Source organism: Arthrobacter sp. YAF34 (assembly GCF_052113245.1).
Taxonomy (GTDB): domain Bacteria; phylum Actinomycetota; class Actinomycetes; order Actinomycetales; family Micrococcaceae; genus Arthrobacter.
The window spans coordinates 208,752-222,649 of the sequence record NZ_JBFRCV010000001.1 but is presented as its reverse complement, the minus strand read 5'-3'; the positions used below and the strand labels follow the sequence as shown (position 1 = coordinate 222,649).

At 66.8% G+C, this 13,898-nt stretch carries 10 protein-coding genes; 8 read left to right on the top strand and 2 right to left on the bottom strand.

What is annotated here, in order from left to right; genetic code table 11:
• Positions 1–33: 33 nt before the first annotated feature.
• Positions 34–1,797, bottom strand: coding sequence for an arsenical pump-driving ATPase (gene arsA / locus AB4Y72_RS01050; RefSeq protein WP_441424320.1), 1,764 nt, complete (start codon positions 1,795–1,797; stop codon positions 34–36).
• Between the two features lie 8 nt (positions 1,798–1,805).
• Positions 1,806–2,198, bottom strand: a complete 393-nt coding sequence (gene arsD, locus AB4Y72_RS01045; protein WP_441424319.1) for an arsenite efflux transporter metallochaperone ArsD — start codon at positions 2,196–2,198, stop codon at positions 1,806–1,808.
• 645 nt (positions 2,199–2,843) lie between these two features.
• On the opposite strand from arsD, the gene AB4Y72_RS01040 reads away from it, so the two are divergent.
• From AB4Y72_RS01040 to AB4Y72_RS01005, 8 genes are all read left to right on the top strand, one after another.
• The gene (locus tag AB4Y72_RS01040; protein WP_441424318.1) at positions 2,844–3,464 is read left to right on the top strand and encodes a hypothetical protein; all 621 of its coding nucleotides are present in this window, start codon (positions 2,844–2,846) and stop codon (positions 3,462–3,464) included.
• A gap of 194 nt (positions 3,465–3,658) precedes the next feature.
• Positions 3,659–5,635 carry an amino acid transporter gene (locus AB4Y72_RS01035; protein ID WP_441424317.1) on the top strand — a complete coding sequence of 659 codons (1,977 nt, stop codon included), beginning with the start codon at positions 3,659–3,661 and terminating at the stop codon, positions 5,633–5,635.
• Positions 5,636–5,961: 326 nt separating this feature from the next.
• The gene (locus AB4Y72_RS01030) at positions 5,962–6,060 is read left to right on the top strand and encodes a potassium-transporting ATPase subunit F (RefSeq protein WP_084475820.1); all 99 of its coding nucleotides are present in this window, start codon (positions 5,962–5,964) and stop codon (positions 6,058–6,060) included.
• 7 nt (positions 6,061–6,067) lie between these two features.
• The gene (gene kdpA, locus AB4Y72_RS01025; protein WP_441424316.1) at positions 6,068–7,735 is read left to right on the top strand and encodes a potassium-transporting ATPase subunit KdpA; all 1,668 of its coding nucleotides are present in this window, start codon (positions 6,068–6,070) and stop codon (positions 7,733–7,735) included.
• Positions 7,732–9,858, top strand: coding sequence for a potassium-transporting ATPase subunit KdpB (gene kdpB, locus AB4Y72_RS01020; protein ID WP_441424315.1), 2,127 nt, complete (start codon positions 7,732–7,734; stop codon positions 9,856–9,858). Before kdpA ends, kdpB begins: the two co-directional genes overlap by 4 nt.
• Positions 9,859–9,869: 11 nt before the next feature.
• Complete coding sequence (gene kdpC, locus AB4Y72_RS01015) at positions 9,870–10,481, top strand: potassium-transporting ATPase subunit KdpC (RefSeq protein WP_441424314.1); 612 nt, start codon at positions 9,870–9,872, stop codon at positions 10,479–10,481.
• Between the two features lie 23 nt (positions 10,482–10,504).
• A complete protein-coding gene (locus AB4Y72_RS01010; protein WP_441424313.1) occupies positions 10,505–13,198 on the top strand; it encodes a DUF4118 domain-containing protein in 2,694 nt (897 codons plus the stop codon).
• Positions 13,195–13,869 (top strand): response regulator, encoded by a 675-nt coding sequence (locus tag AB4Y72_RS01005; protein ID WP_441424312.1) that lies wholly within the window; start codon positions 13,195–13,197, stop codon positions 13,867–13,869. The genes AB4Y72_RS01010 and AB4Y72_RS01005 overlap by 4 nt, the downstream gene beginning before the upstream one ends.
• The last annotated feature ends 29 nt before the right edge of the window (positions 13,870–13,898 follow it).

The following is a 13,898-nucleotide window of genomic DNA, read 5'->3' as shown; positions in this document are numbered from 1 at the left end:
CCGCACACGGTGCAGCGGGGCCGTTGAGGCGGGTCAGGCGGGCTGGGTGCTGAGTGCGGTCAGGGCCGACAACTTCTCTTCACCGGTGGGTTCTTCGGGCAGGAGCGGAATGAGGGCGACCCGGTCCGTCAGGGTGTGCACCTTCGCGATCTGTTCGACTTCGCTCGCGGCGCGGGCCCGCAGGAACGGCGTCTGCGGGTGCGCGGCGGCGATCGAGTTGTTGATGACCCAGGCCCACGGGTGGATTCCGGCCCTTTTCAGGTCACCTTGCAGTTCTTCTGCTTCGAGCACGGGCGTCGTTTCGGCCAGCGTGACGAGAACGACCTTGGTCTGGGCCGGGTCCTGAAGCCGCATCAGCGGCGTCACGAATCCCATGGTGTCGCCGACCTGGCGGGCGATCTCACGGTGGTACGAGCCGGTGGCGTCCAGGAGCAGCAGCGTGTGCCCGGTCGGTGCCGTGTCGATCACGACAAAGTGCCGGCGGGATTCCTGGACCACCTTGGAGAACTGCCGGAACACGGCCACCTCGTCGGTGCAGGGCGACAACAGGTCCTCGGCGAGGGCCGCGCGCCCGTCATCGTCCAGGTTCCGGCCCTTGGTCTCCATCACATGGCTTCGATATTCCTCGATGGCCGCTTCAGGATCGATGCGGGAGACCGTCAGGCCCGGGATGGAACCATGGAGTGTTTCGGTGAGGTGCGCTGCGGGATCGGTCGTGGTGAGGTGCACCGCATGTCCGCGTTTGGCCAGGGCGACCGCAATGGCGGCAGCGACGGTGGTCTTCCCGACCCCGCCCTTGCCCATGCACATCACGAGGCCGTGGCCGTCGAGCTCCACTTCGTTCACCAGGGCAGCCAGGGTGGCGTCCTCCACCTCGGCGGCCAGCGCGGCCTCATCAGGGATCTCGGCGCCGGAAGTGGCCGCGAACAGGGACTTGAGTGCCGGAATGCCGACCATATTGCCCGGCTTCAGATCCAATATGTCGCGCGGAAGTCCGGCGACCGCCTCGGGAATGGCCGCGACGGCGGCAGCCTCCCGGGCCCGCAACGCCTGCGCCAGATCCTCATCGCCGGCGGCGGGCGGCAGGATGCCGTTGACGACAACATAACCGCCGCCGATCCCGATCTGGTTGAGTTCCAGATACGTCCGCTCAATTTCGCTCAGCGACGAAGTCTGCGCACGGCTCACCAGAACAAGCCGGGTCCTCGCCGGGTCCGTGAGTGCCTGGACCGCCTTGGCGTACACCTGCTTGTGCTTCTCCAGTCCGGACAACGGGCCCAGGCAAGAGGGGTCTCCCTTGCCGGCCGCCAGGAAATCGGTCCACGAGCCCGGCAGCTGAAGAAGGCGGATGGTGTGGCCCGTCGGGGCGGTATCGAAGACGATGTGGTCATACTCCCCGTAGGAGCTATCGTCGGCGAGTAGGTTAGTGAACTCGTCGAAGGAGGCGATCTCCGTGGTGCATGAGCCCGAGAGACTCTCAGCGATGCCAACCAGTTCTGACTCGGGCAGAAGGCCCCGGACGGGCGCGATGATCCGCTCCCGGTAAGCCTCGGCAGCCTGCTCCGGGTCAATCTCCAACGCTGAAAGGCCGGGCGCATCCTGGATGGGCGTGACGGTGTTCCCGATGGTCACACCGAAGACCTGCCCGACATTGGATGCAGGGTCGGTGCTGACCAGCAAGACCTGCTTGCCGGACTTGGCGAGGGTGAGCGCCGTCGCGCACGCCACGGAGGTCTTGCCCACACCGCCCTTGCCGGTGAAGAACAGGAACCGGGGCGCGTTCTCAAGAAACTTCACGCCGGGACCTAGCAGCAGCTCGTCGAGCCGCCACAGCAGCCGCCGGACTTTTCACTCAGGCCAAGTTCCGGGCGGGACTGCGGCTCAACGGCGGCTTCGCCCAGTCCGGCGAAAGTCAGCAACTGCTCCCTGCTGGGGTAGGTGCCGGTGGCGACCGTGACGCCGTCGACGATAGTGAGCGGAAGGCCCTTGGATCCGACCAGGTGCATGAATCCACGGACCGTTTCGTCCTCCGCGAAAGCTGAAGGTTCGCTGGCGAGGTTGTGGCGGGCAATGTCTGCACCGAGGCGCTGGAGGTGTCGCACATCCGCGGTCACATCGACCAGGGACTGGGCCACGTCGGGGCCGCAGACCCCGGTGTCACAGCAGAGGGCGGATTCGTAGATTCGGATTGCAGGCATGTTGTTCTCCTTGGCTTTCGTGGTGGTTCGATTCGATACCGAAACACGGAGTCCCACTCATTCAGGCGGTCGTCCTGCCACGGACGTCGTCAGCGTGATTGCAACTCTATTCTCAGTATATCGACAATCGTCGATACACAAAAGAGTGGAGGAGGGGACGTCGAACTCGACGGCCGCCGATGCGCACAACGCGCGGCTCTCTGGGTATCGAGCCGGCGGATACTGTTTTCCCCTATTGCCGTCACAGCGCACCGGCCTTGCCCGGTCACGACCCATAATGAGGCCATGTGCAACGAACCATGGACCCTCGATGCCGTTCCCGGACAGATGGGATCCGTTCTTCACCCCGACAATGACACTCAACGACGTTTATGCCTACCCCACGCTTCACTTCGCCTTCCACGCACAGCAGCTCACCCTCGGCCATCCACGCTAACGGGCGCCTGAAGCTGGACGTTGAAGTACGGGACTCGTGCACGTCGGTTCCTGGCACGCGGGACGTTAAGAAAGCGCTAATTTGTGGCGTTCCGGCATATGGAAAGCGTTAAGGACCGTTCCCGTGGGGCGCCGCCCGTGCTGTCCTGATGCAAGAGGACACCGCAGCCACCGTGGCCGTGGTCCGCTCCTCGGCAGGAGCCAAACAGAATGACCACCACGCCCCGGCGGACCCAGGACACGTCCGTTGTTGCCGCCAAAGCAGGTGCTGCCCGGGATTTCGTCGCCGTCGACGACGGCGGAGATTTTTCGTACCACCGGTCCGAACAGAGCCTGCTGGCGGCGTTTGAGTACGTCGCGGAAGCCGCGTGCATCATCGACCGCAGCGGCACTGCCTACCGTCTGGCCTTGGATTCGAACCGGCGCCTGATCCTTGGCCCCCCGCTCGGCCCGGTGGAATTCCATTGGCTCCGGCACGCGTGGCTGGATGCACAAAACGCTCACCCGGAGGGGCACCGGCTTCGCCGGTTCTACCCCCTCAGCAGGGACGAAGTGGTCTCGGACGTGTTCGAAACCCTCGCCCTGGAACGCGGGACAGCGCCGGCCCAGGGCGCCTGGTCTCTGGACATCGGCGGCCTCGCAACACATCCGTCCAGCATGGCGGACATCGACCGCCGGCTTGGCCGCCGGACACCGCTGGAGCACGTCCATGTGACAGATCCCTTCGGGCACCTGTACCGGCCCGCGCGGCACCGCAGCCATTGGTATCTGCTGGCGACCGCCGGATCCATCCTCTACATCGAAGTCCCCGCCCCCGCCGCAGCCGACTGAGAGCGCTCCCCCCTTCCGCCGCAACGGCCGGATCCGCCGTTTGCACGCCCGTTTGAGCCAAAATTCGGCGAACGGTGCCAACGCGGGCGGTGTTAAGGATCCGTCAAGATTCACCACGGTCCGGGAGCGGCGCCCGGCGCCGGTGTTATCGTCGGCACTGAACACGGTGGCGGGCATCGCGCGGAGAGGCACAGATGACCACGATGAGCAGGCCGCCTTCGGATCCCTCAGCGGTAAGGCCGGGAGCCGGGGACAACTTCAGACGATGGCTGCTCTTCGGCTTGCAGGACGCCAAGGGGGTCCATCAGGGACCCGGTGCGGTGAGCGACTCGCACCTGAAGAAGCATGCATGGTGGCAGGTCATGTGCCTGACCGGCGTGGATTACTTCTCAACCCTGGGGTACCAGCCCGCCATCGCCGCGCTCGCCGCGGGCGTGATCTCGCCGCTGGCGACCATGGTCCTGGTGGCGGTGACCCTGCTCGGCGCCCTGCCGGTCTACCGCCGGGTTGCCGGTGAAAGCCACCGCGGCGAGGGCTCGATCGCCATGCTGGAGCGGCTGATGCCGAAATGGGGCGGGAAACTCTTCGTGCTGGTCCTGCTGGGGTTTGCGGCGACGGACTTCATGATCACCATGACGCTCTCCGCGGCCGACGCAACCGCGCACGCGATCCAAAACCCCCTCGTGCCAGGCTGGATGCAGGGCCAAAACGTGCCGGTGACACTCTTCCTGCTGGCCCTGCTGGGCGCCGTCTTCCTGCGCGGGTTCAAAGAAGCCATTGGCGTCGCTGTCGTCCTGGTCGGCATCTACCTGGGCCTGAATGTCGTGGTGGTGATCACGACCATCTTCGAAGTGTTCGCCCAGCCCGTTGACGTGTCCAACTGGTGGGTGGCCCTGACCACACAGCACGGGAGCCCGTTCATGGTGGTAGGGATCGCGCTGCTGGTCTTCCCCAAGCTGGCCCTGGGCCTCTCCGGCTTCGAGACCGGGGTGGCTGTCATGCCGCAGATCCAGGGACGCCCGGGCGACACCGAAGAAAAACCAGCGGGCCGGATCGAGGGTGCCCGCCGGTTGCTGACCACCGCCGCCGTCATCATGAGCGCCTTCCTCATCACCACCAGCTTCACCACGGTGATCCTGATCCCGGCACAGGAATTCCAGCCGGGCGGCCAGGCCAACGGGCGTGCCCTGGCGTACCTCGCCCACGAATACCTGGGCTCGGGGTTCGGCACCGTCTATGACCTCAGCACCATCGCCATCCTGTGGTTTGCCGGCGCCTCCGCGATGGCCGGGCTCCTGAACCTCGTGCCCCGGTACCTGCCCCGCTATGGCATGGCCCCCGGCTGGGCGCGGGCCGTGCGCCCGCTGGTGCTCGTGTTCACGGCGGTCGGTTTCCTGATCACCTGGCTCTTCAACGCCGACGTCGACGCCCAGGGCGGTGCGTACGCCACCGGCGTCCTGGTGCTGATGACCTCCGCGGCTGTAGCGGTGGCCCTCTCCGCCCGGCGCGGGAAACAGCGCAACCGCACCCTCGGGTTCGGTGCCATCGCCGTCGTATTCATCTACACCACGGTGGCCAACATCATTGAACGCCCCGAAGGCATCCGGATCGCAGCGTTCTTTATCGCGGGCATCATTCTGATTTCCCTGCTGTCCCGGATCCGGCGGTCCTTTGAACTCCACGCCACCCACGTCCACATGGACCGGCAGGCCCTGGAATTCATGTCCTCCAACCTGGACGGGCCGCTCGCGATCATTGCCCACGAACCGCAGCGGCTGACCCCGGAGGCGTACCGTGACAAACTGACGTCGGCGATCGAAGTCAGCCACCTTCCGGTGGACTACCAGGCTTTGTTCCTGGAAGTGGTGGTGGACGACTCCTCGGACTTCGAGACCGAACTGGAGGTCCGCGGCGTGAACCGGCACGGCTACCACATCCTGGAAGTCCACGGACCCGTGGTGCCAAACACCATCGCCTCCGTGCTGCTGCACATCCGCGACGTGACCGGGCTGATGCCGCACATTTACTTCCGCTGGACCGAGGGCAACCCCGTCACCAACCTGCTGCGCTTCCTCGCGTTCGGCGAGGGCGAAATCGCCCCGGTCACCCGAGAAGTGCTGCGCGAAGCCGAACCCGATGTGACCAAACGGCCCTGGGTCCACGTCGGCTGAGCGCTCCTCGAACCTCAAAGTCCGTCCCTGCCGCGGCGGATGATGCCGAACCGGGAGGCGGGACAGTCCGGACTTCCGGGTCCCCGTTAAGACCGCGTCAAGATCCACCCTCAGGGCGTTAAGAAACCATCAGGAACCGCACTTCTCTCTCCGGAGCGGAGTTGACTTTCAGTAGCCCCGCAAACGGGGCGCGGATGAAAGGAACCTGCAATGGCCGACCTGGCTGTTATCGGAATTCTCATGGTCTCCACGGGGTTCGTCATGTGGATCGGCCACGTCCTGGCAGGGATGGTCGGCGGCGCCGATGACCGGCCGGAGGACGGACGATGAGCGCCGACGCGATCATGTGGCTCGTCTTGCTGATCGCCGGGCTGTGCCTCTTCGGTTACCTGCTGGCGGTCCTGATTCACCCGGAAAAGTGGTGAGCGGAACATGACCTTCAACGCTGCATCCTTTGTTGTCCAGGTGGCGGGACTGCTCATTGTCCTGGCAGCCCTGCACAAGCCCTTCGGCATCTATTTGGCCCGGGTTTTCGGGGGAAAGTCGTCAAGCCGGCCCGAGCGCCTGTTCTACCGGCTCGCCGGGATCGACGCCGACACCGAGCAGACCTGGCCCGTGTACCTGCGCAGCGTCCTGGCGTTCTCGGCCGTGTCCATCCTGGCCGTGTTCGGCCTGCAGCGCCTGCAGGGTGTCCTGCCGGGCAGCGGATCACTGCCCGGTGTGGACCCGTGGGTGGCCATGAACACTGCCATTTCCTTTGTGACCAACACCAACTGGCAGACCTACGTCCCCGAGACCACGGTGGGCATTTTCGTGCAGATGACCCTGCTGGCAGTGCAGAACTTCCTCTCCGCCGCGGTCGGGATCGTGGTCGTCGTCGCGCTCATCCGGGGCATCGCCCGCACCAGGACGCAGCGGCTGGGCAACTTCTGGGTGGACCTGGCCCGGACATCGTTCCGGATCCTCCTGCCGCTCGCGTTCATCGCGGCAGTGGTGATGGTCCTCGGCGGCGTGGTGCAGAACTTCTGGCCCACCGATGTCACCAACCACGCCGCCGGGATCAGCCAGACCATTCCTGGGGGCCCCGTCGCCTCCCAGGAAGCCATCAAGGAGCTCGGCACCAACGGCGGCGGCTACTTCAACGCGAACTCGGCCCACCCGTTCGAAAACCCAAACGCGTTCATCAGCCTCTTCGAGGTGTTCCTGCTCCTGCTCATCCCCTCGGCGCTGCCCTACGCATACGGCCGGATGGTGGGCGACCAGAAGCAGGGCTACACGGTGGTCGCCGTGATGGGCACGCTGTGGCTGGCTTCGATTTCGCTGATGGGCTGGGCCGTGGCATCCGGGCAGGGCACCTCGACGGCCGCCGCCGGGGGTCTCGGCGAAGGCTTTGAACAGCGCTTCGGCCCCGCCCCCAGCACGATCTTTGCCACCTCCACCACACTGACCTCCACCGGCGCCGTTAACGTCGCCCACGACTCTCTCCCCCCGCTGGCCGGCGGGGTGGCAATGGTCAACATGATGCTCGGCGAGGTCGCCCCGGGCGGAACCGGTTCCGGGCTCTACGGCCTGCTGATCCTGTCCATCATCTCCGTCTTTATCGCCGGGCTCATGGTCGGGCGCACCCCGGAGTACCTGGGCAAGAAGATCGGCCCGACGGAAATGAAGCTCGCCGCCATGTACATCCTGGTCACCCCGACCCTGGTACTGGCGCTGGCCGGCATCACCGTTCTGCTGCCAGACGCCATGGCCAACGCCCCGGCCACCGGCCCGCACCAGTTCAGCGAAGTGCTCTACGCCTTCACCTCCGGGGCCAACAACAACGGCTCCGCGTTCGGCGGCATCACCACCTCAGGCCCCTTCCTCTCGGTCATGATGGGCTTGGCGATGCTGCTGGGCCGGTTCCTCCCGATTGTCCTGGTACTCGCCCTGGCCGGTTCCCTCGCCCGTCAGGGCAAGATTCCCGCCTCCGCCGGCACCGTCCCCACCCACGGCCCCCTGTTCGGCGCTCTGCTGCTCGGCGTGACAGTGATCTTGACCGCCCTGAGCTACTTCCCGGCCCTTGCCCTGGGCCCCCTCGCAGAAGGACTTCTCAAATGACCCCGTCCCGTACGGACACCGACGCCCAGACCTACGCCGACGGCAACCCCCTCGGCACCCCCGGCGAACACAAGCACCACACCCAGGCCCCGGCGAAACTCACGCTCGCCTCCGTCGCCGCCGCCCTGCCGCTCGCGGTCCGCAAACTCTCCCCGCGGCAGATGATCCATTCCCCGGTCATGTTCACAGTGCTGGGGGGCGCCGCCCTGTGCACCGCGATCTCCCTGTACCGGCCGTCGGTGTTCGGTATCGCGGTCACGGTATGGCTGTGGCTCACCGTCCTCTTCGGCACCCTGTCCGAATCCATCGCCGAAGGCCGGGGCAAGGCCCAGGCCGACAGCCTCCGCGCCAGCCGCAAGGGCGTCCACGCCCGGCTCCGCCAGCCCGATGGCACCACCCGTGACATTCCAGGCACAGAGCTGCGGCTCAACGACGTCGTCATCTGCGAGGCCGGGGACGTCATCCCCTCGGACGGCGAAATCATCGAAGGCCTCGCGAGCGTCGACGAATCCACCATCACCGGCGAATCAGCGCCGGTGATCCGTGAATCCGGCGGTGACCGGTCGTCCGTCACCGGCGGCACGAAGGTCCTCTCGGACCGGATTGTCATCCGCATCAGCGCCGAGCCGGGCCAAACGTTCATCGACCGCATGATCAAGCTGGTCGAGGGCGCCGTGCGGCAGAAGACTCCTAACGAAATCGCCCTCCACGTGCTCCTGGTCTCCCTGACCATCGTGTTCCTGGCTGTCACCATGTCCCTGGCCCCGTTCGCCGCACTCGCCGGTGCCACGCCGTCCCCGATCGTGCTGGTCGCACTGCTCGTCTGTCTGATCCCCACCACCATCGGCGCGCTGGTCCCTGCGATCGGCATCGCCGGCATGGACCGCCTGGTCCAGCACAACGTGCTGGCCACCTCCGGCCGTGCGGTGGAGACCGCCGGGGACATCACCACATTGCTGCTGGACAAGACCGGAACCATCACCTATGGCAACCGCCGCGCCGTCAATTTCTTCCCCGCCGCCCATGTGGACAGGGCCGAACTGATCGAAGCTGCCCGGGTTTGCAGCCTGGCCGACGAAACGCCCGAGGGTCGGTCCATCGTGGACCTCGCCGCGGACAAGGGCGTGACCGGGTCCGATCTGTCAGCACTTGAACGCAGCTCCGGCAATTTTGCCGTGGTGCCCTTCAGCGCCAGCACGCGCATGAGCGGGCTGGACCTTGATGGGCGGATGATCCGCAAAGGCGCCGCCTCCACGGTGACGGCGTTCGTTGCCGAATTCGGCGGACACTCCCCGGCGGAGGTCGACCACAGGGTCACGGAAATCTCGGCCCAGGGCGGCACTCCCCTGCTCGTCGCCCAGGTCGGCGCGGACGGCCGCGCGGACATTCTTGGGACCATCCACCTCGCCGACGTCGTCAAACCCGGCATGCACGCACGTTTCGCCGAACTGCGGCAAATGGGCATCCGGACCGTGATGATCACCGGTGACAACCCCATCACCGCCAAGGCGATCGCCGCCGAGGCCGGCGTCGATGATTTCCTGGCCGAGGCAACCCCGGAGGACAAACTCGCGGTCATCAAGAAAGAGCAGGCCCAAGGCCGGCTGGTGGCCATGACCGGGGACGGCACCAACGACGCCCCGGCGCTGGCCGCGGCAGACGTCGGCGTCGCCATGAACTCCGGCACCCCGGCCGCGAAGGATGCAGCCAACATGGTGGACCTCGATTCCGACCCCACCAAGCTCATCAACATCGTCGGCATCGGCAAGCAGCTGCTCATCACCCGTGGCGCGCTGACCACCTTCTCTGTCGCCAACGACGTCGCCAAGTACTTCGCGATCGTCCCGGCCCTGTTCACCGCCGCCTTCCCCGGGCTCGGACTGTTGAACATCATGGGCCTGGCCACCCCGTCCTCGGCTATCCTCTCCGCGGTGATTTTCAACGCCCTGATCATCATCGCCCTGGTGCCGCTCGCGCTTCGGGGGGTCAAATACCGCGCCGTCTCGGCCAATCAGGCACTGGCACGAAACCTGCTCATCTACGGGCTCGGCGGCCTCATCGCACCGTTCATTGGCATCAAAATCATCGATCTCATGATTTCGCTCATCCCCGGACTCGGCTAGGAACATCCCCCATGAACGCTCTCACCGGCTACCTCCGTCAGCTGGGCACCGCCGTGCGGTTCCTGCTCTTCGCCACACTGGTCCTCGGCGTGGCCTACCCCCTGGCCGTCTTCGGCGTCGGACAACTGATCGCGCCCTACCAGGCCAACGGCTCCATCCTGAAAGACAGCGCCGGCGCCCCGGCCGCATCCGCCCTGATCGCCCAGGCCGCGGCCGACGACGCCGGCGCCCAGAACCCGCGCTGGTTCCACGCCCGGCCCTCCGCCGTGAAATGGGACCCGGCGTCATCCTCAGCCAGCAACCTGGGGCCTAACGACCCGAAACTCCTCGACGCCGTCGCCGCCAACCGGTCCGCCGTCGCCGCCGCCGAGCGCGTCAGCGAGAACCAGGTGCCCGCCGACGCCGTGACCGCCAGCGGGTCAGGACTGGACCCGAATATCTCCCCGGCATATGCCCGGCTGCAGGTTCCCCGCGTCGCCGCGGCGCAGCATCTGAGCAACGACACAGTGATGACCCTGGTCAACAAGAACACCACCGGCGGACTCGAGGCCTTCCTGGGCCAGCCGTCCGTCAACGTGACAGCCCTGAACATTGACCTGGCCGCCGCAACAGCGTCCAAGTGAGACCACGCGGAGGCGATGATCCCATGGCACGCGGAACGCTGCGGATCTTCCTGGGGGCGGCCCCGGGGGTCGGCAAGACCTACGAAATGCTGGAGGAAGCCCACCGGCTCGGCGAGCGCGGCGAGGACGTCGTCGTCGCGTTCGCCCTGGACCACGGCCGGGCCGACACTCGGGCACTCATGGAGGGCCTCGAGATCATCCCGCCCCGGCTCCTGCCCTACCGGGGCACCGAGTTCGAGGAAATGGACCTGGACGCGGTCCTCGCCCGGCAGCCCGGGACTGCGGTGGTGGACGAATACGCCCACTCCAACATTCCCGGGAGCCGCCACACCAAACGTTGGGAGGACGTCGACGAGCTCCTGTCAGCCGGCATCAACGTCCTCTCCACGGTCAACATCCAGCACCTGGCCTCCCTGGGCGACGTGGTCAGCGCCATCACCGACGTGCACCAGGCCGAGACGGTGCCGGACGACGTCGTACGCCGGGCCGACCAGATCGATCTGGTCGATATTTCCCCCGAGCTGCTCCGTCAGCGGCTCGGAGACGGCAAGATTTATGCAGCCGAGAAGATCGACGCAGCCCTGGCCAACTACTTCCGGCTGGGCAATCTCGCCGCGCTGCGTGAACTCGCGCTCCTGTGGCTGGCTGACCGGGTGGACGAGGGCCTGGCCACGTACCGGGCGGAACAGGGCATCGACGCCAGCTGGCCGGCCCGGGAACGGATCGTGGTGGCGCTGACCGGCGGCCCGGAAGGCGAAGTCCTCATCCGCCGGGGCGCCAGGATCCTCAACAGAGTCAACGGCGGGGACCTCCTGGCAGTGCACGTGCGCGCCGCCGATGGCGTGGCCAGCGAGTCGCCGCAGGCGCTGGAGGCCCAGCGCCGCCTGATCCTGGACCTGGGAGGCAGCTACCACGTGGTCACAGGCGAGGACCCCGCCGCCGCCCTCCTGGACTTCGCCCGCAGCGTCAACGCCACCCAGATTGTCGTCGGCATCTCCCGCCACAAGAGGCTCGCCGGGTTGGTCGGCGCCCTGCTCGGCGGCGGGGTCGGCACCCGGGTCGTCCGGGATTCCGGCGACATCGACGTCCACATGGTCTCCCACCCGCTCGGCGGCCGCGGCGCAGCCCCGCGGCCGCAACGGGACCTCGGCCGCATCCGGGTCGGCGCCGGCTTCATCCTGGCCACGGTGCTCCCCGTGCTTCTGCAGATGCTGCTCGCACTGAACCCGGACCAAAACGTCGCCACCGCAGCGCTGGTCCAGCTTGCCGGGTCCGTTGCCGTCGCCCTCGTTGGCGGGTTCTGGCCGGCCATCCTTGCCGCACTGTGGAGCAGCCTCCTGGTCAACTACTTCTCCACACCTCCGGTGGGCACCCTCACCATCAGCGACCCGCAGAATCTCCTCGCCCTCTTGGTCTTCGTGGGCGTCTCCGCAGCCGTCGCCGTCGTCGTCGACCTCTCCGCACGGCGCTCGAAAGAAGCCGCCCGGGCCCGCGCCGAAGCTGCCACCCTGGGAGACCTCACCCGCGGGGCCGCCCGCGCCGATGACACCCTGGGAGGACTCCTGCAACAAGCCCTGGACGTGTTCCAGGTCAGTGGCGTGGCCCTCTACACTGCCACCGGCCACAGCGGCCACAGCGGCCACAGCGGCCACAGCGGCCACGCCGGCCACATCGGCCCGGGGAGGGCGGGGAGCACCGGCTGGCGGCTCGTCGCGGAGGCCGGCGACGTTCCTACCGCCGCGCCGGAGGGTACAGAAAACATCGAACAGATCGACGCCGCGACCCGGCTTGTACTTTCCGGCCGGACGCTGCCGGCCAGTGACAGACGGCTGCTCGGAGCGTTCGGCGCCCACCTGGCCGCGCAACTGGAACGCCAGCAACTGGCCGCCAGCCGGCGGGAAGTTGTGCGGCTGGCGGAAAGCAACACCATGCGCACCTCCATTCTCCGTGCGGTCTCCCACGACCTCCGCACGCCTCTGGCCGGCATCAAACTGGCAGTCGGGGGCCTCAGGCAGCCTGACATCCGTTACACCCCCGAGGAACAACAGGAGCTGCTCGCCACCATCGACGAATGCTCCGACCGGCTGGACGCGCTCGTGGGCAATCTGCTGGATATGTCCCGTATCACCTCCGATTCCGTCAACCCGCTCATCAAATCGGTGCGTTGGTACGAGGTGATTCCCGCCGCGCTCCACGGAAGCCCGGTGGACAGGGTGCGGGTGGACCTGCCGCCAAACATGCCCGAAGTCGACGCCGACGCTGGAATGCTCGAACGGGTCATCGCGAACATCGTGGAGAACGCCGTCAAATACGCACCGGACTCCGACGTCGTCATCGTCGGGGCCGCCGGAGGTCTCAGCCACGCAACCCTGCACGGGCGCCCCGCGGGAGAACTTCGCATCATCGACCACGGCCAGGGCGTCCCCGCGGAGAGCATCATCCGGATGTTCCAGCCATTCCAGCGCCTCAACGACGTCCCGCAAGCCACCGGCGTCGGACTCGGCCTGGCCGTCGCCAAAGGCTTCACCGAGGCCATGGGAGGAACCCTCACCGCGGAAGAAACGCCAGGGGGCGGACTGACTATGGTGATCCGCCTCCCACTCTCGGCCGGCGCCCCCTACGACCAACATTCCGCCCAGGCCCCGCTCGAGGCCCAGTCAGCGCTCCTGCGCCGGCACCACACCGGGCCCCTGTCCAGCACGGAAGGCACGCTGTGAACGACATACTGGTGGTCGACGACGACCCCCACATCCTCAAGGCCCTCAAAATCACCCTGCACGCCCACGGATACACCGTGGTGACAGCGTCCGACGGCGAATCCGCCCTCCAGTCAGCGGCCCGGCGCCCCTTCGACGTCGTCATCCTGGACCTGGGCCTGCCCGACATGGACGGCACGACGGTCATCACCCGGCTCCGGCAATGGAGCCGCGTCCCGATCCTGGTGCTGTCCGCCCGGCACGGCTCCGACGACAAGGTCAAGGCACTCGACGCCGGAGCCGACGACTACGTCACCAAACCCTTTGGGCTGGACGAGCTCCTGGCGCGACTGCGCGCCGTCCAACGCCGGACCGTTCAAGCAGAGGACACACCGGTCGTGACCACGGCTTCCTTCACCGTCGACCTGGCCATGAGACGCGTCACCCGCAACGGACAGGACGTGCGCCTTACCCCCACGGAGTGGGGCATCCTGGAACTGCTGGTTCGTAACCCCGGAAAACTCGTCACCCAGCGTCAGCTCCTCACCGAAATCTGGGGTTCCGCCTACACCAAGGAAGCCAACTACCTGCGCGTCTACATGGCCCAGCTGCGCCGCAAGCTCGAACCTGTTCCAGGCAACCCGCGGCATCTCCTGACCGAGGCCGGCATCGGCTACAGGTTCCAGCCCTGATCCGGACACCCGGCCCCGGACCCTGCAGT

Excerpts from the sequence above, each read along its gene's own strand:
- arsD (WP_441424319.1), bottom strand. The coding sequence starts at position 2,198 with ATGCCTGCAATCCGAATCTACGAATCCGCCCTCTGCTGTGACACCGGG.
- AB4Y72_RS01040 (WP_441424318.1), top strand. The coding sequence starts at position 2,844 with ATGACCACCACGCCCCGGCGGACCCAGGACACGTCCGTTGTTGCCGCC.
- AB4Y72_RS01035 (WP_441424317.1), top strand. The coding sequence starts at position 3,659 with ATGACCACGATGAGCAGGCCGCCTTCGGATCCCTCAGCGGTAAGGCCG.
- AB4Y72_RS01030 (WP_084475820.1), top strand. The coding sequence starts at position 5,962 with ATGAGCGCCGACGCGATCATGTGGCTCGTCTTGCTGATCGCCGGGCTG.
- kdpA (WP_441424316.1), top strand. The coding sequence starts at position 6,068 with ATGACCTTCAACGCTGCATCCTTTGTTGTCCAGGTGGCGGGACTGCTC.
- kdpB (WP_441424315.1), top strand. The coding sequence starts at position 7,732 with ATGACCCCGTCCCGTACGGACACCGACGCCCAGACCTACGCCGACGGC.
- kdpC (WP_441424314.1), top strand. The coding sequence starts at position 9,870 with ATGAACGCTCTCACCGGCTACCTCCGTCAGCTGGGCACCGCCGTGCGG.
- AB4Y72_RS01010 (WP_441424313.1), top strand. The coding sequence starts at position 10,505 with ATGGCACGCGGAACGCTGCGGATCTTCCTGGGGGCGGCCCCGGGGGTC.